Source organism: Arthrobacter sp. GW460-12-1-14-TSB2 (genome assembly GCF_059423525.1).
Genome location: NZ_JBWKYC010000020.1, coordinates 59088 through 75179, shown reverse-complemented (window position 1 = coordinate 75179; position 16092 = coordinate 59088). Strand labels below are relative to the sequence as shown.

Annotated in this window: 18 protein-coding genes and 1 pseudogene; 8 read left to right on the top strand and 11 right to left on the bottom strand. The window is 68.4% G+C overall.

Annotated features, from left to right (window positions below; all coding sequences use genetic code 11):
• A pseudogene (locus AC07YR_RS19670) lies at window positions 1-135 on the top strand (sulfonate ABC transporter substrate-binding protein); the annotation flags it as partial.
• A 44-nt stretch (window positions 136-179) separates the two neighbouring features.
• On the opposite strand, the gene AC07YR_RS19665 reads toward AC07YR_RS19670, so the two are convergent.
• Both AC07YR_RS19665 and AC07YR_RS19660 read right to left on the bottom strand, forming a co-directional pair.
• On the bottom strand, window positions 180-1175 hold the full coding sequence (locus AC07YR_RS19665; protein WP_494734971.1) for a Gfo/Idh/MocA family oxidoreductase: 996 nt from the start codon (window positions 1173-1175) through the stop codon (window positions 180-182).
• 1 nt (window position 1176) lies between these two features.
• The gene (locus AC07YR_RS19660) at window positions 1177-2379 is read right to left on the bottom strand and encodes a Gfo/Idh/MocA family protein (protein ID WP_494734970.1); all 1203 of its coding nucleotides are present in this window, start codon (window positions 2377-2379) and stop codon (window positions 1177-1179) included.
• 106 nt (window positions 2380-2485) lie between these two features.
• Between AC07YR_RS19660 and AC07YR_RS19655 the strand changes: the two genes are divergently transcribed.
• Complete coding sequence (locus AC07YR_RS19655; RefSeq protein WP_055806789.1) at window positions 2486-3511, top strand: LacI family DNA-binding transcriptional regulator; 1026 nt, start codon at window positions 2486-2488, stop codon at window positions 3509-3511.
• 30 nt (window positions 3512-3541) lie between these two features.
• Here the strand turns inward: AC07YR_RS19655 and AC07YR_RS19650 are convergent, their stop codons facing one another.
• Window positions 3542-4891 carry an MFS transporter gene (locus AC07YR_RS19650; protein ID WP_494734969.1) on the bottom strand — a complete coding sequence of 450 codons (1350 nt, stop codon included), beginning with the start codon at window positions 4889-4891 and terminating at the stop codon, window positions 3542-3544.
• A gap of 362 nt (window positions 4892-5253) precedes the next feature.
• Between AC07YR_RS19650 and AC07YR_RS19645 the strand changes: the two genes are divergently transcribed.
• The 3 genes from AC07YR_RS19645 to AC07YR_RS19635 all read left to right on the top strand — a co-directional run bounded on the left by AC07YR_RS19645 (window position 5254) and on the right by AC07YR_RS19635 (window position 6996).
• Window positions 5254-5514, top strand: coding sequence for a hypothetical protein (locus AC07YR_RS19645; protein ID WP_494734968.1), 261 nt, complete (start codon window positions 5254-5256; stop codon window positions 5512-5514).
• Window positions 5515-5613: 99 nt separating this feature from the next.
• Window positions 5614-6582: a tRNA (guanosine(46)-N7)-methyltransferase TrmB gene (gene trmB, locus AC07YR_RS19640; RefSeq protein ID WP_436058928.1), complete on the top strand. Its 969-nt coding sequence runs from the start codon at window positions 5614-5616 to the stop codon at window positions 6580-6582.
• A 6-nt stretch (window positions 6583-6588) separates the two neighbouring features.
• Window positions 6589-6996, top strand: a complete 408-nt coding sequence (locus AC07YR_RS19635) for a hypothetical protein (protein ID WP_436058929.1) — start codon at window positions 6589-6591, stop codon at window positions 6994-6996.
• 23 nt (window positions 6997-7019) lie between these two features.
• Here the strand turns inward: AC07YR_RS19635 and AC07YR_RS19630 are convergent, their stop codons facing one another.
• Both AC07YR_RS19630 and AC07YR_RS19625 read right to left on the bottom strand, forming a co-directional pair.
• Window positions 7020-7466 carry a hypothetical protein gene (locus AC07YR_RS19630; protein ID WP_436058930.1) on the bottom strand — a complete coding sequence of 149 codons (447 nt, stop codon included), beginning with the start codon at window positions 7464-7466 and terminating at the stop codon, window positions 7020-7022.
• Between the two features lie 72 nt (window positions 7467-7538).
• Window positions 7539-9116: a hypothetical protein gene (locus AC07YR_RS19625; RefSeq protein ID WP_494734967.1), complete on the bottom strand. Its 1578-nt coding sequence runs from the start codon at window positions 9114-9116 to the stop codon at window positions 7539-7541.
• 238 nt (window positions 9117-9354) lie between these two features.
• Between AC07YR_RS19625 and AC07YR_RS19620 the strand changes: the two genes are divergently transcribed.
• Window positions 9355-10161, top strand: a complete 807-nt coding sequence (locus tag AC07YR_RS19620; RefSeq protein WP_436059371.1) for a DUF1206 domain-containing protein — start codon at window positions 9355-9357, stop codon at window positions 10159-10161.
• 31 nt (window positions 10162-10192) lie between these two features.
• The gene (locus AC07YR_RS19615; protein ID WP_436058932.1) at window positions 10193-10672 is read left to right on the top strand and encodes an SRPBCC family protein; all 480 of its coding nucleotides are present in this window, start codon (window positions 10193-10195) and stop codon (window positions 10670-10672) included.
• Here AC07YR_RS19615 and AC07YR_RS19610 read toward each other — a convergent pair.
• Genes AC07YR_RS19610 through AC07YR_RS19600 form a run of 3 tightly spaced genes read right to left on the bottom strand, consistent with a single transcriptional unit; the run spans window position 10669 to window position 13080 of the window.
• Window positions 10669-11841 (bottom strand): pyridoxal phosphate-dependent aminotransferase, encoded by a 1173-nt coding sequence (locus AC07YR_RS19610; RefSeq protein ID WP_436058933.1) that lies wholly within the window; start codon window positions 11839-11841, stop codon window positions 10669-10671. The two genes, AC07YR_RS19615 and AC07YR_RS19610, sit on opposite strands and share 4 nt — an antisense overlap.
• 31 nt (window positions 11842-11872) lie before the next feature.
• Window positions 11873-12583, bottom strand: coding sequence for an anti-sigma factor family protein (locus tag AC07YR_RS19605; protein ID WP_494734966.1), 711 nt, complete (start codon window positions 12581-12583; stop codon window positions 11873-11875).
• A complete protein-coding gene (locus tag AC07YR_RS19600) occupies window positions 12580-13080 on the bottom strand; it encodes a sigma-70 family RNA polymerase sigma factor (protein WP_055806816.1) in 501 nt (166 codons plus the stop codon). Before AC07YR_RS19600 ends, AC07YR_RS19605 begins: the two co-directional genes overlap by 4 nt.
• A gap of 236 nt (window positions 13081-13316) precedes the next feature.
• Here AC07YR_RS19600 and AC07YR_RS19595 point away from each other — a divergent pair, with 236 nt between their 5' ends.
• Entirely contained in the window at window positions 13317-13874 is a 558-nt protein-coding gene (locus AC07YR_RS19595) for a COG4315 family predicted lipoprotein (protein WP_494734965.1), read from the top strand.
• An 18-nt stretch (window positions 13875-13892) separates the two neighbouring features.
• On the opposite strand, the gene AC07YR_RS19590 is transcribed toward AC07YR_RS19595, so the two are convergent.
• The 3 genes from AC07YR_RS19590 to AC07YR_RS19580 all read right to left on the bottom strand — a co-directional run bounded on the left by AC07YR_RS19590 (window position 13893) and on the right by AC07YR_RS19580 (window position 16035).
• A complete protein-coding gene (locus AC07YR_RS19590; protein WP_494734964.1) occupies window positions 13893-14699 on the bottom strand; it encodes a hypothetical protein in 807 nt (268 codons plus the stop codon).
• Window positions 14692-15249: an RNA polymerase sigma factor gene (locus tag AC07YR_RS19585; protein WP_494734963.1), complete on the bottom strand. Its 558-nt coding sequence runs from the start codon at window positions 15247-15249 to the stop codon at window positions 14692-14694. Before AC07YR_RS19585 ends, AC07YR_RS19590 begins: the two co-directional genes overlap by 8 nt.
• Before the next feature lie 129 nt (window positions 15250-15378).
• Window positions 15379-16035, bottom strand: a complete 657-nt coding sequence (locus AC07YR_RS19580; RefSeq protein WP_436058939.1) for a protein tyrosine phosphatase — start codon at window positions 16033-16035, stop codon at window positions 15379-15381.
• Between the last annotated feature and the right edge of the window lie 57 nt (window positions 16036-16092).

Here is a 16092-nt window from a genome sequence, read left to right as displayed (position 1 = left end):
CTGCAGGACGGCGTGGACGCCGGCACCACCAAGCAGGCCGACATCAGCGGCATCTTCGACCTCACCGCCCTGAACAGTGTCACCGCCGAGGCCGGCGGCAGCAAGGTCAGCGCCGCCGGCCTCGGCAAGGACTAACCCGGCTCGGCAAGGACTAGGCGCCACGGCCCCCGCCCTGCCGCCTAGTACTCGATCTTTTCGGTCCGTCCGCTGTGCAGGGAACGGGTGGCGGCCTCGGCAATGGCCTGGGCCTTGAGCCCGTCCTCCAGCGAGGGCGTCGGCGCCGCGCCATCATCCAGAGCGGACACGAAGTGCGCGAGGGCCGCAGCGTAGGTAGGCTTCACCAGCTCAAACCAGCCGGGATGCAGGCCGTCCTCGATGACCTGGCCTGACCGGTACCGGGACACGACACCCGTGCGCCTGCGCTGCGTCTCGGCCATCCCCTCGGAGCCGAACACCTCGATGCGTTCGTCGTAGCCGTAGCTGGTGCGCCGGATGCTGTCGATCTGCACGAGCGCCCCGGTGGGAAGGCGGAGCGTCACCGCGGAGGTGTCGACGTCGTCGTACTCGGCAAGGCGCGGTTCCGCCAAAGCGGACCCGACGGCCGACACCTCCACGGGGTCCAGCCCCGTCAGCCAGCGGACCAGGTCAAAGAAGTGCACGGTCTGGTCCCGCATCTGGCCGCCGGATGCGGCGATGTAGGACAACGGCGGAACCGCCGGTCCGCGGCTGGAAAGCTGCAGGAGTTCGACGCCGCCCACTTCCCCGGCGTCGATGATCCGTTTGAGTTCCATGTAGTCGCGGTCAAAACGGCGGTTGAAGTCGACCATCACCGGGACACCGCGGCCGGCCGCATGGTCGGCGGTCTCGCGGGCCCGGCGCAGGTCCAAATCGATCGGCTTTTCGCACAGGACGGCCAGGCCGGCGTCGGCCGCGCGGGCCAGATGCTCCGCGTGGGTATCCGTGGAGGAAGCGATGAACACGGCATCCACGTGCCGGGGGTCGAAGACCTCGTGCAGGTCGCTGACGGCCTGGGTTCCGTGCGTTTCGGCCAGGGCCTTGGCCCGGTCGTGGTCGATATCGTAGATCCGGGAAAACTCGATCCCCCGGTGCGCGGCGAGGTTGGCAGCATGGACGGAGCCGATGAAGCCGGCCCCGAGGAGGGCGAAGCGCTGCATGTCAGATTCCTGCTTTCTGGATGGAGGCGCCGGGCTGGGCTGTTGAACCGGGTGAGACCCAGGCGGCGTCCCGGTGGTGTGAGGCCGCCACGGCTTCGACGAATCGGACGCCGAGGAGCCCGTCGATGCCGGTGGGGATGGTCAATTCCCGTGACGGCAGCGGCGTGCCGTCACGGCGGGCGCGCAGGATGTCCGCCAGGTCGCGATAGAAGTTGGCGAACGCCTCAAGGAACCCTTCGGGGTGGCCCAGGCCGACGCGGGTGAGGCGGGTGGCGTCCTCGGAGAGCGTGCTGAGCCCGTGGGTGAGCACCGTGGTGGCACCGTCAAGGTCCTGGATGGTGAGATGGTGCGGGTCCTCGTGCTCCCATTCGAGGCTGCCCTTGTCGCCAAACACCCTGATCCGCAGGCCGTGGTTGTGGCCGGCGGCGGCCATGCTGGCCCAGAGCCGGGCCGGCACTCCCCCGGTCAGCTCGAGCTCCACGGTGGCGTGGTCGAAGACGCGGCGGCCGGGCACCAGGGTGCTGAGCCGGCCGGAGACGCGGTCGGCGTCCAGTCCGGTGATGTAGCGCAGCAGGTGGTAGGCGTGGGTTCCGAGGTCACCCACCACGCTGGGGAACCCGGCAATGTCCGGATTGGTGCGCCAGCGCGCCTGCTTGTGGCCGTGCTCCTCGAGCGGCGTGGCCGCCCACCCGGAGGCGTGTTCGACGTCGACGAACGTCACCCGGCCCAGGTCGCCGTCGCGGACCATCCGCGCCGCGTGACGCACCATCGCGTACGCCGAGTAGCAGTGCGGGACCGCCAGGATGGCATTGTTCTCGGCGGCAAGCCGCACCAGCTCGGCAGCAGTGTCCGAGTCCCGGGTCAGCGGCTTCTCACACACCACGGAGATCCCGGCTTCAAGGAAAGCGCGGGCGATGTCGAAGTGGCTGTCGTTGGGCGTGGCCACGACCACGACGTCGGCGCCGTCCGGCCGAACGGCCTCGGCAGCTGCCATTTCCGCGTAGTCCGGGTACGAGCGGTCCTCGGCAATGCCCAGGTCTGCGGCCAGGCCGAGGGAGCCCTCACGGTCCCTGCCGAAGACGCCCGACGTCAGCTCGAACTGGTCATCCAGCCGCATCGCATAGCGGTGGGTCTTGCCGATGTCCGCCCCGGCTCCGCCTCCCACCATTCCTGCGACCAGCCGGCGTGTACGCGGTTCACTCATGACGCCTCCTTCAATTTTGGACAAATATTGGACCGGTCCATAATGGAGGTGAAACAAGCCGTTAGTCAACCCCTTATGCTGAGGTGGGACCGAGAGGAGACGCAGCATGGACAGTTCGCCCGCCGTCGGTGACCAGCCGCGCAGGCCCACCATCCGGGACGTCGCCGAGCGGGCCGGGGTCTCCAAGTCCCTTGTGTCTTTGGTGCTGGGCGGATCCTCCAGCGTGAGCCCCAGCCGCCGCCAGGCCGTGCAGGACGCCATGGCAGAACTCGACTACCGGCCCAACCAGCTTGCCCGCGGCCTCTCGAGCCCGCGCAGCGGCACCATTGGCGTGCTGCTCAATGACCTGCGCAATCCGTGGTTCGTGGAACTGCTGGAAGGGCTGAGTGCTTCACTGCATTCGGCTGGCGTCTCGCCCGTCCTTGTCGATTCGTACACGGACCACCGGGTGGGCCGGCGTTCGGTGGAAACACTGCTCGAACAACGCATCGACGGCATCGTCGTCGTCGGCACCACCACGGAAACCGCCGCCCTCGAGGCGGCTGCCAGGACCGTTCCCGTAGTCCTCGCCGGCACCCGAGAACCCCAGCTGGACCGGACCGACGTCGTTGTCAACGACGACGAAGCCGGCGCGCGCCAGGCGACCGAGCACCTCATCTCACTAGGCCACCGCCGCATCGCGCACCTGCAGGGGCCGGGCCGCATCGCCGAACTGCGGCGCGAAGGCTACGAATCCTCCATGCGAGCCGCAGGGCTTGAGCCGCTGGTGGTAGCGGGCGGCATGAGCGAGGAAAGCGGCTATGACGCCACCCAGCGGCTGCTGGCCCGCAAGGAACGCCCGACGGCGATCTTCGCGTTCAACGACATCGCCTGCATCGGAGCACTGTCCGCCGCCGACGACCGGGGACTCAGCGTCCCGGACGACCTCTCGCTGGTGGGCTACGACAACACCTACCTCGCCAAGATCCGGCACCTCTCGCTGACGTCGGTGGACAACGGCAACATCGCCGTGGGCCTGCAGGCCGGCAAGTTCATCCTGGAGCGCCGGGAACACCCGGACCTCCCGCAGCGGCTGCATCTGGTTCCCACCCAGCTCGTGGTCCGCGGGTCCACCGGGCACGCGCCGGCCTGACCGCGGAACGGGACCACCCGCCGTCGAACGTTAGCCGCCGATGTAGCGGTCCCGTCCGGCCCGGAAGCCAAACACCGCCGCGAACGCCCCGACGACCAGGAACAGCACCCCGGCGGCGGCGAAGGAGCCGGTGGCCTGGTGCAGCTGCCCCACCATTAGCGTGCCCGTGGAGCCGACGCCGTAGCCCACGCCCTGCATCATGCCGGACAGGTGGGCCGCCGTGTGGCCGTCCCGGGTCCGCAGCATGATCATGGTCAGCGCCACCGCGGTCAGGCTGCCCTGCCCGAGGCCCAGCAGGCCGGTCCACACCCAGATGAAGTCCAGCGGCCCGAAAATGCTGAGCGCGAACCCGCCGCCGGTCATGAGCGCCACCACCGTGTTGATGGCCCGCTGGTCGCGGAACCGTGCGGCCAGCGCCGGCGCGAAGAGTGAACCGAGCATCTGCAGGACGATGGAGGCGGAGACGATCAGCCCGGCCGTTCCGCCGTCCACTCCGCGTTCCCGCAGGATGGGGGCCAGCCAGGCGAACACGCTGAAGGACATCATGGCCTGCAGCACCATAAAGATGGTGACCTGCCAGGCCACCGCCGAGCGCCACACGTTCACGCCGTCGGCAACGGCCTGGTGCCGCGGGTGCCGCTGCCTGACGGCCAGCGGAAGGAACAGGAAAAGGACGACGGCGGCGGGCAGCGCCCAGAACCACAGCGCCGCCGTCCATTCCCCAGACGCGGCGAACACCGGGTAGGTGAAACCGGCGCCCAGGGCGGCCGAGGCGCAGATCGCCGTCGTGTAGAGGCCGCCCATCAGCCCGAGCCGGTGCGGGAAGTCGCGCTTCACCAGCCCCGGCAGCAGCACGTTGCACAGGGCGATCGCGGCACCGCAGGCAGCTGTTCCGGCAAGGAGGGCGGGGAGGTGGCCGGCGCCCGGCAGCTCGAACGGACGGAGCAGCAGGCCGGCAGTGAGGAGGGCCATGGCTCCGAGCAGCACCCGCTCGGCACCGAAACGCCGGGCGAGGACGGGCGCCAGCGGCGCGAAAACTCCCAGCAGTGTCACCGGCACGGTGGTGAGGACCACCACTGCCCAGCCCGGCAGGCCGGCGTCGGACCGTATTTCCGGCAGCACCGCGGCGAAGCTGGAGAACACCGTCCGCAGGTTCAGCCCGATCAGCACCAGGCATACTCCAAGGAAGACCAGCCCGCGGCGGCTGCTGACGCGGGTGGGCTCGGCCGCGGGGAGCTCGTCGACTTCGGCGTCCACCAGCGTGCCGGAGGTGTCGCTCCTGGAGCGCCCTGGGGCCTTGGTGTTGGCGGGATCGCTCGAGGGATTGCTCGCGGGATTGCTTGCGGCGGCGTTATTGGCTCGGTTCGTGGCTTCGGTCACGCGCCCCATTCTCGCAGGAGTTATCCACATAGGGACGAATCGGGATGCTGGCACAGCTTGCCCGTTCCTACGCTGGGTTGACCATGTCCCGCCGCCTCGGGACCCGTCATCAGGTAAGGGGAGCCATGAGCGTTCCGCAGCCGCACGATCCACCCATCGAATCGGCCTCCATAGAACTACCGCCCGTCCATCCGCCCGCGACCCAGCCTCCTGGGGTCCTGCCTCCCGCAGCCCCGCCTCCCGCCACGGGGTTGGGGCCGATTGCCCAACCACCGCCGCCCTACCGCCCTTATAGTGGAGCGGGTGCCACCAGCCTGACCTTCAGTTTTATTGCACCCGCGAGCATGTTCATCAGTATTCCGATGAGCCTCTTCGCGGCGTTGTTTACCCGGGCCGATACGGGGCGCGGCTCGATGGACTGGGTTGCACCCGCAGTCCTCTGGAGCCTGCCGGTGCTCATTGGACTCATATCCGTTTCCCTGGGCATCCGTGCAGTCCGGGCGTCCCCGCGCGGGTCGAACAGCTGGACTGCCGCTGTGTCCGCGCTCTGGATATCCGGGCTGCTGGTTTTCGTGGGCACGGTCCTCGTGATCCGGGGAGGGGATTTCATGATTCTCTTCTGACCGGCCAGCTATCCCAGGGGAGTTTTTTGTCCGCCTGTCGAGGCTTGGAGCGCTCCCAACCTGCGTTGTCCGGACAAAAGCTCAACTATTCTGGAGGGGATGAGTGAATCCCCAGAAACCCCTGAGCCTTCCGCTGCCCAGTCGCCGGACGCAGTCTCTGAAGCCCCCGGGCAACCGCAGGCAGCCCGCCCGGTGACCCCCGGAACGCAGGCGTCGTTCGGCACCTACGGCGGCCGGCCCGTCAGCTTCGTGCGCCGCGGAACCCGTTTGCAGGGCCGCCGACAGGTGGCCTGGGAGGAGCACTCGGACCGCTGGGCGGTCGACGTCCCCCGGCACATCGCCAACACCTCCGTGCACCCGGACTACGTTTTCGACGCCGCGGCCGAGTTTGGCCGCACGGCGCCCCTGATCGTGGAGATCGGCTCCGGTCTTGGCGACGCCGTCTGCCACGCGGCCGAAGAGAACCCTGACTGGGATTTCCTGGCCGTGGAGGTGTACACGCCCGGGCTCGCGAACACCATGATCAAGATCAACAGCCGCGGGCTCAAAAACGTCCGCGTGGTGGAAGCCAACGCGCCGGAGGTCCTCGCCACCATGCTGCCGGCAGGCTCCGTCAGCGAGGTCTGGGTCTTCTTCCCCGACCCCTGGCACAAGTCGCGCCACCACAAGCGCCGGCTCATCCAGCCCGAGTTCGCCGAGCTCGTTGCCACGGCCCTCAAGCCCGGCGGCCTGTTCCGGGTGGCCACCGACTGGTCCAACTACGCCGTCCATGTCCGCGACGTGATGGCCGGCTCCGCCGATTTCGTGAACCTGCACGACGGCGAGCGCAGGGGTCCCGAAAGCCCCCTCACCCAGGTGTGGCAGTCCGGCGTCGAGTCCCTGGTGGGCGGCGCTCCGGTCAAGGAGGGGCGCGCCCCGGTGAGCACTGAACACACCGGCCCCAACGAGGGCGTGGACGAAACCGGCGGCTGGGCGCCCCGGTTCGAGGGCCGGATCCGGACCAGCTTCGAAAACAAGGCACACGAAGCGGGCCGCCTCATCTTCGACCTGTGCTACCGGCGGTTATGATGCAGCATGGCCTCCGCCCAGCCCTCCGCGCCTCAACCTGTCCCGTCGCTCCGGCCCGCTGATTCGCGCGGGCTGGCGGCCGGCATCACCAGCCTGGTCTGTGCCGTGCTGGCACCGGTCGCGGCCATGGTCGGCCTGTCAACGTTCATCATGGCGGCGGCCGAGCCACTGATGGCGAACGTCCCGCTGCCGGACACCAGCGGCTACTGGATCCTGCTCATGGTCCTGGTGGGCCTGATGGCGGGGCTTGTCCTGACCTCGGTGATTACCGGAATCGTGGCCATCAGAAGGTCGCGCCGGATGAACGCCGCACGGATCACCGGATTACTTGGCCTCGCTTTTACTGCCTTCAACCTGGCGGGCGGCATGTGGACCTGGACCGGCCTGGCCGGGCCCTGGCCCCTCCTCGGCTAGGCGCCTGGGCGCTCAGCGCGGCGTCAGCTGACCCTGATCGCGCCGACCACATCTTTGAGCAGTCCGATCCGCGGCTCGAGTTGGGGGTCGACATAGGGCCAGATCACCACCACGCCGATGAACCGGTCCTTTTCCCACACCCCCACCGTGGCGGCCGCTTTCGCGTCGCCGCGTGCATCGTCATAACCGACGACGACGGCGTAGGCGGCTTTGCCGGGAAGGTTCAGTTCGCCCTCGGTCAGCAGGCTGCCGCCGCGCTCTTCGAGATAGTGGGCGGACATCAGGTGCGCCCAGCCGTTGGCCTCGGCCGGACCTTCAACGGAGGTGTCGTCCTTGATAACGGTGACCAGGACGTCCCCCAGCAGCCCGTACTGCTCCGTGTTGGGGCCGGCGGTGGAATCGTCCAGGACCAGGGTGTGGTCGGGGAAGTCCGCCGTGAAGCCGAGCGGAGATTCGATGTGAACTGTCATGGCTGGTGGTTGCTCCTTCAGCGGTAAGTCAGTGTTTGCAGGGCAGTCGGTGTTTGTAGGGGGCCGGCGGAATTACAGCCGGGACAGCCGGGTGTCGTTCGGGACCTTCTGGTAGGTGCTGACGTTCGTGCTGACCTGGTTTTCCGTGCTGACCTTGACCTCGCCGGCCTTGACGTCGAACCCTGCTTCGTTGGACGCCGTGACCACACTGTTCACCTGGATGGTGGCCGATCCAGCCTCGTAGAGCCTGGCGGCGTCTCGGGCGGCTGCGGCGTCGTTCCCGAGGGCCACGTTCTTCATGTAGCTGTCGATCACGGCGCTGTTTTCCGGTGTGTAGTCGATATCGATCTTGACGGTGCCCTGCGTGCCGGCTGTCACGCTGGATTCGGCGCTGCCGGCCTTCACGTCCATGCCCTCCTTGACGCCCTGCGCCACGGTACCTTCCAGGGACAGGGACACCGAACTGAGGTTGTTGTCCCGGTCCATGTTGAGCTCCAGCCCGCCCTTGCCCGACGCCTCGAACGTCCGCCCGTCCAGGTCCAGGTTGCCCTCGGCGGAAACTTCCACGCTGCCCTTGGACGTCCCGTCGCTGAGGTTCTTTTCATAGGCCAGTTCCAGCTTCGCCGAGCCGGCGGCATCGGCGGAGTCGGCCCCGGCCTCAAAGCTCAGCGAGCCCTTTGCTTTGTCCTCGTGGCCGCTGGAACCGTTGTCCGAGGCGGCCTCGTTCAGGGTGTCCAGGATGTAGTCCGGCGGGTTGCCGGCCACGTCCTTGATGTCGCCCACGCTGTCCGGCGGGAGATCCGCATACATCTGGTTCCGTGCCGCCATGGCCTCTTCGATGCTGTCGAAGGTGTACTCGCGGGCCACTTCGCCGGTGAGCGTGGCACCGGCGGATCCGGAGGCGTCGTTCACGCCCAGGCCCATGTTGCCGTACACCTTCACGGTGGCAGAGCCGTCCGCGTTTTCCACCACTTCCGTACCCACCTCGGCACCGCCGTGGACCCACAGGACGCGCGCCTCAATGGAGGCCTTGCCCGTCTCCGTGTAGACCGGGATGTCTTCCTTGGCCAGCTCCAGCAGGTGCTCCCGGGCCAGGTTCTGAGCCGATTCCGGGATCCCGCCGTCCATGGCCATGAGCGATTCGGCCAGCGGACCGTCCGGGCCCTCGCCCTCGATCAGGTACTTCTTGTCCGCAGCCGAGAGTCCGTCCCACCACTTGGCCTGTTCCTCCGGGCTGGCCCCGGCCATCGATGCCAACTGCTCCTGGAGCTCAGTCCGGTGCTCAGCGGCCTCACGCGCAGCCTCGAGCTTTTCCTGCACCCAGTTCTTCATCTGGTCAAGCAGGCCGGACAGCCCGCCCGGCCCGGCACCGGCGCTGCCCGAGCCGGCCGCCGAGGACCGCTCCTGCTCCGCGGCGTTCTGGAGCAGGACCTTCGAGTTCTGCCGGAGGCTTGCCACCACCCGCTCGATGCTGGGGCGGTGGCTTCCGGTCCACTCCTGCCGGAAACGCTCGCCGTCGCTGCCTTTCCAGGGTGCCGCGAGGATCTGGCTCTGCAGCGAGGATGCCCTGCTGCTGAGCAATGAAGCTGCCTTGTCTGCCGCCTTGGCCAAGGCGCGAAGCTGACTGACGTCAGCACCGTAAAAGGTCATGGTGTCTCCCCGGAAGAGTGATGCAGCTGCGACGGTGGCGGCTGGTCCATATCGTGCCATGTCGCACCGTGGGGTGCCATGGGCATCACTCCCCATACCTCCGCCCGCAGCAGTCCGTGCCGCCGGGCACGGAGCTGTTCCGGAGCAGCTTCCCGTGGCACGATAGGGCTTTAACACCCACGGCGGGACATCCCCGCGGCGACGAGAACTGCACGAGGATCCGGACATCAAAAAAGAACTGAGAGAGGCCGCGGACACGGCCGAGGAAGTCACCAATTCGCGGCCGCTGGAGATTATGGCCCGTGCCGGATTCGCCGTCAGTGGCATCCTGCACTTCTTGGTGGGCTCCATCGCCATCCGCCTGGCCATGGGCGGGCAGGGCAAGGCCGACGTCAGCGGCGCCGTGCAGGAACTGGCCAGCCAGCCGGCCGGCCCCATCCTGCTGTGGAGTAGCTTCGCCGCCTGCGTGGCCCTGGCCATATGGCAGACCAGCGACGCGATTTTCGACTACAGCCACCTGCCGAAGCGGGACAAGGTTCTCCGGAAGCTCAAAGCAGCAGGCCAGGCCGTGGTGTTTGCCGCGTTCGCCGTCACGCTTGCCTCGTTCGCGATCGGCACCGGGAAGGACAACAGCCAGTCCACCAGCGACTTCACCATCGCACTGATGAAAGCACCCGGCGGGGTTGCACTGCTGATCGCCATTGGCGCCGCGGTTGCCATCACGGGAATTGTGTACGGCATTCGCGGTATCCGGAAGTCGTTCGAAAAGCACCTCCGGATGCCTCCGCCGGGCACCATGCGCACCGCCGTCACCGTCCTGGGCGTGGTGGGCTACATCGCAAAAGGCTTCGCTCTCCTGCTGGTGGGCCTGCTGATCGTCATCGCCACCGTCCAGTCGCATCCGGAGGAATCCACGGGGCTCGACGGCGGCCTGAAGGCCCTGCGGGACCAGCCGTTCGGACTGTACCTGCTGGCCGCCGTCGGAATCGGCCTGATCTGCTACGGCGTGTTCCAGATGGTGCGGGCCAAACTGGCCAGGATGTAGCCGCCAGCGTTAGCCCGGCTAGGGTGGACGCATGCCCCAGGTACGCGCCGAACGCTTCATCCGCCTCGATCCGGAGACCGCCTTTGCGTTCTCCCAGACCACCGGCGACTTCCGGCTGAAGTGGGATCCCTTCATCTCGGCGCAAGGGTGGCTGGACGGCGCCCGGGCCGCGGGCAAGGGCGTCCGCACCCGGACAGTCTCCAGGATGGGGCTGGTGATGGTCAGCGAATACGTCTCCTACGCACCGCCCCGGAACGTGGGAATGACCATGGTGTCCGGCCCGTGGTTCTTCGGCAGCTTCGGCGGCGGGTGGCGGTTCACCGCGGCCGACGGCGGCACCCGGGCGGTGTGGAAGTACACCTTTTCGTGCCGGCCGGCGTGGCTGCGCCCATTGGCGGAGAGGGTCGGCAGCTGGCTGCTGCGCCGCGAAATCGAAAAACGCATCGAAGCCTTCGCGCGCGCGTGCGAAGACCCGCAGCTCGTGCAGGAGTTCCGCGCCCTGCAGTCCTAAGGCCGCCCACCCTCGAGGGCGGCCCGGACGCGCGCCCCGATGCCCTGCAGCCGGCCCAGGGGTTCGGTGGCATAAACCAGCCGCACGTACCGCGGCGCCACGTCCTGGCCCCACGCCGTCATGGGGGTGGCGGCAATCCGGCCCGCAGCCAGGAGCCGCCGGGACAGTTCCGGCGCCCGCATACCCAGCGCCTCCGCGTCCAGCAGCAGCGACCAGCCGCCCTCAGGCACCACAACGGGCAGCCCGGCCAGCTCCTCGACCACCAGGTCCCGGCGCGACTGCCATTCCTGCACCGCACCGGCAATCCCGTCGTCGCTGTTCGTCAGTGCCGCGAGGACACCGGCCTGGTTGAAACCGCTGGCCACGGCGGTGTTGTAGATCGCGGCGAGGGCCACGTCTCCCATCACCTCCAGGGGGCCGGCCACCCAGCCGACGCGCCAGCCGATCATGCGGTAGTTCTTGGAGACGCCGCCCAGGGTGATCGTGTGCGGGGCCAGCTCCGGGAATGACGCCGGATGCCGGTACGGCAGTCCGTCAAACAGGATCCGATCCATCGCGGCGTCATAGATCAGCCAGCAGTCCGCATGCAGGCAAGCGTCACGCACAGCACCCCATTCGGCGTCGTTGAGCACGTGCCCGGTGGGCATCGCCGGGCTCATCAGCAGGATGGCGCGGGTTCGAGCGGAAACCGCCGCGGCCAGCCGTGCCGGGTCGAGGCGCCAGCGCCCGCCGGAAACCATCAGCGGGACGAACACGGGCACCGCCCCTGCAAGCCGGACCCTGTTGACCATGCCGGCGTAGGTGGGATCGGTGACGATCACTTCGTCGCCGTGGTCCACCGTTGCCAGCAGCACGCTCAGCATCCCCGCGAGCGCGCCTCCGGTAATCACCACCTCGGAGCGCGGATCGTAGGCGAGCCCGGTCTGCTGCCGGAGCCGGTGGGCCACGGCCTGGCGGAGGGCCAGCGTGCCGGTGAACGGGAGCCAACTGTTGGCGGCCTGGTTGCCCACTGCTTCCCGGGTGGCGATGACGGCCGACGGCGGCGGCGCGATGTCCGTGTCCAGGTTCTCCATGCGGAGCACGTCAGGATCACCACCGACGGCGGCTGCCACCTTATCGATGCCGAAAGGCTGAATCCGGGCGAACCGCCCGGTCCTGCCGCGGACCATGTGCCCAGCCTCCCACCGGGCGCAGAGTGCGTCAATGGGCGCCGGACGAGCCGTCCACCATGGAAATGACGGCCACAGTCTGCTGCCCTTCGGTGCGCAGTTCCACGCTGCTGATCCGGCTGATCTGGGTGGGCGTGGCCCCGGTGATCCTGGAGCGGCCCCCCGGCGTCGCGGACCAGCTGCACGCCCGGTCCTCGGTGCCGTCCTGGCCCTTGACCCACAGGGACAAGGTGCCTTGGGTGGGCAGGCTGGTGCCGGAAAACGAAACCTCGGTCCCCCATGCCTTCTTCATGAGGGCAAGCTGGACCTGGAGGCCGCCCGGGGCCTCCACCGAGTAGCTGGCATCCGGCCGGGGCGGCTGGTTGAACAGCGGAGCGGCCAGCACTCCCAGTGCCAGGCACGCGGCGGCCACCGCCCCGACAAACGCCGCCCACCGCCGTCGTGATTTCCTCCGACGGGCCGCCAGTTCGTCCAGCAGGGCGGCGGGTTCCGCCGCGGAAGCCACTGCCCCCAACGCAGTGGCCTCCGGTGTTGCCGGCGCCGCGGAGGCGGGCCCGGTCAGGGCGACGGCGTCGGCAACGGGAAGGGCGTCCAGCAGTGCCGGCAGGCTGGCTAGTTCGTCGAGCTCCCGGCGGCAGTCCGCGCACCCGGCAAGGTGCTGCTCGAACCGCGACGCGTCGGCCGGCTCCAGGCCGCCCAGCAGGTAGGCCCCCAGCAGGTGGTGCAATTCCGCACTGCTCACCGCTGCACCCCCATTTCGTCGAGGATGGTCCGCAGCGCCCGCACCGCGTAGAACGCGCGGGACTTCACTGTCCCGGCCGGGATGTTCAGCTCCGCGGCCGTTTCCGCGACAGTGCAGCGGCGGTAGTGCAGTGCCACCAGGACGTCGCGGTGTTCGGTGCTCAACCGCAGCAGGGCTTCTTCCATCAGCACGCGGTTGAGCAGCTCATCAACCCGTTCGCTGGCTTCCGCCGGGTCCGCAACGTCCCGCTCTGTCGCTTCGACGGGACGGCGCTGGGCCTTGCGGTAGTTGTCGATCATGATGTTCCGGGCGGTGCGGAAAAGGTAGCTCCGCAGGCTCCCGGTGATCTCCGGAGCCTGCTGCCAGACACGGAGCACGGTCTCCTGGACGACGTCGTCAGCGAGCTGCGGATCCCGGGAGGCACTCAGCACGAAGCGCCGCAGCGCCGGGCCGTGCTCCCGGTAGATCGCCGCTACCACGTCCTCATCGAGCGGCATCCCCGCCCCTCCTGCCGTGCTGATGGTCCCCTGCATTGTGTGTGCTGCCTCGTGCTGCTTTGTGCTGCCGCCGCGGGCAGGACGCCCGCCGTTCCCCCGTTACGACGCCGCCCGGCCCCAAACGGTTCACCGGCGCAGCCGGTTCACCGGGCAGCCGTTTGAACCATTCTGCGTCGTTGCACGTCGTACCGGATAGCGCCTGGCCGCCTGGCCGGCACGAATCCAAGGAGCAGGATATGAAAAAGCAATGGGGCATCGGCCTGTCCGTGGTGGCGCTGGCCGCGGCCCTCACCGGCTGTGGCGGCGGCACCGGATCAACGCCCACCACTGCGGCGTCGACCCCAGCGGCGAGTACGACGTCGGCCTCCGCCCCCGCGGAAAGCTCCGCCCCGGCGGAAACCTCGTCGTCCCCGGTGCCGGCAGGCGCGGCTGAACTGAAGACGGCGTCCTCGGCCGCAGGCCAGATCGTGGTGGACGCGAAAGGTATGAGTGTCTACTTCTTCACCAAGGATGTGAAGGACTCCGGCACCAGCGCATGCACGGGCGCGTGCATTGCCGCGTGGCCGCCGGTCCTCACGGAATCGGCCGCGCCCGCTCTTGAGGGCGTGACAGGCACTGTAGGAACCATCTCCACGCCGGCAGGGAAGAAGCAGGTGACCATTAACGGCCTGCCGGTGTACTACTACGTCAAGGACAAAGCCGCCGGTGACATCACCGGCCAGGGCGTCGGCAACGTCTGGTATCTCGTGAACCCGGAGGGCGGGATGGTGCAGGCGGCCGCCGGAGGGTACTAACCGCCGCTGTGGAGCGGGTTAGTACCCCGGCGACGGACTGTGGCCGGGGAGCGGCAGCTCTACCGGGGGCGCGGGCACCAACCCGGAGGGGTCGGGACTCACCGGCGAAGAAGGCAGCGGCTTCGCCGAAGGCAGCTCGCCTGATCCCGGCAATGAGCCCAGGTCCCGGGGATCGGGTTTGGGCAGGTTGAGTTCCGGGGTGTGGGTCCGGCTTGGCGATGGGGAGGCCGGCACGGCCGGCGTCCCCTTGCCGGGCTGCCCGCCGGACACGGAACTGCCGTCGGCCGGAGACGGGGCCGGCGCCGCGGGCGTGGACGCGGGCGAACCCGGCACCGTTCCGGCGGGATCCGTGGCAGGCTGACCGGCAGTCCTGCCGGCAGGTCCGGAAGTCATGGTCCCCACAACGAAGGTCACGGCGTGGCCGACGTTCCCCAGGGTGTGGCGGAAGTTCTCATCGGAGGCCGCAGCGGCGGCGGCACCGCCGGCAGCCAGGGCCGCAGCAACCGTGAGGGCCGTGAGCGGCAGGCGGCCTTTGCGCCGCCGTCGGGCAGCCAGTTCGTCGACGGCCGGTTCTTCAACCGCCGTTTCCGGGACCACGGATTCGGGGACAGCCGGAGCCAGGGAGAGTGTTGCGACCGGGACAGTAGCCTGCGCGGCGGCCGGCGCCATCAGTGCTTCCACTGCGGCGGACGGCCGGGGGCTGTCCGCTGCCAGGGCACGCAGTTCCAGCAGCACCGGGCGGAGGTCCCCGGCATCGTCCATGCCGGCGTCGGCCAGCAGTTCGTCGATGATCTGCTGGTCACGGGACGAGGAGGTGTCACTCATGATGTGCCTGGCTTCCTGTTGTGGCGCGTTCCCTGAGGGCGCTGAGCGCCCTGCGATGCAACTGTTTGACTGCTCCCGGGGTCCTGCCCATGATCTCGGCGGCCTGTTCCACGGACAGGTCCGCAACCACCCGGAGGGCGAGGACTTCCTGGTGGTCCGGGCTGAGCCCTTCGAGCAGGGCTCCCGCACCGCCGCCACTCACCTTTGCCAGCGCCAGCTCTTCGGCCGACGCCGTGCTGCGGGCGTCGAACTCGGATTCATAGGGGCTGAGTGTCGGGGTGCGCTCGTTGCGGCGGTAATGGTCCACCATCCGTGCGTGGGCGATGGAGAAGATGAGTGACTTGGCTCCCTGGAGCCCGCCGCGCAGGCCGTCAAGCTTCGGATAGAAGGCAAGGAATACGTCCTGGGTGACCGCTTCCGGGTCATCCACTCCGCGCGCCCTCAGGTAACCCAGGACGGCGCCGGAAAACTTTCGGTAGACAAGGGTGAACAGCACGGCGGGGTCGGCCCCGTCCGTGTGCACGTATTCATCTGCCAAAGTGTCGAGCACCCTGAGGCTCCTCCATCCGCGGAGCGCGGTCACAAATTTCCGGGTTCGGAAGGCTGCGGACCGGCCCCTGTTGCACCGCGGGACTCCTGCCAAGGGAAGGAGTCCCGCGATCCACCATAGGTAACTGCGTTACGGACGGCCAGCCGAGGTGGGCAGCTCCGGGAGCTCAGTGGGGACTTCGGCGGGGATCTCCGGGGCGGCCGGAACAGCTGCCTGGGTGGGCAGTTCCGGTGCTTCCGGTACCTTCGGAGCTTCAACGTCGACTGCAGCGCCGCCGTTGCCGGAAACTTCAGCCTTGCTGTTGTCAGCCTTGGCAGTTGCGTTGGCTGCGGCCGTTACATCAGCGCAGTAGCCGTCGATGTTGGCTTCGCCTTCAGCGGCGATGGCCAGCGACTTGAAGCCGGTGGAGGATGCGTCCAGGCCGCCTTTGGTGAAGGCGGTGCACAGGCCGAAAGCGGCCGGGCCGGTGGCGTCAGGGCCGACGGCGGATGCGGATGCTTCGCCGCTGGCGTTTTCGCCGTCAACGGAGCCGGCGGCATCGGCGGAATCGGACGGCGTGGCCGAAGCGGAAGCTGAAGCGTCGGCGGTGGCGTCGGACGTGGCGGTCTCGGAGACGCCGCCTACGTGCGGAGCGGGGGCGCCGAGCAGTTCGTGGGCGCTCTGCTGGACGTCAGCAGGAAGGGCTCCGGCAAATGCGGCTGCGCCGGTGCCACCGACCGCCAGCGTGCCGGCCGCCAATGCGCTCGCGGCAATCTTGCTAGTGGCAAAAACAGTGAACAAGGACATGAAACCCTCCGAAAACATATACAACAGTGTCAGTAAACGGCCAGGTTGATCCGGCCA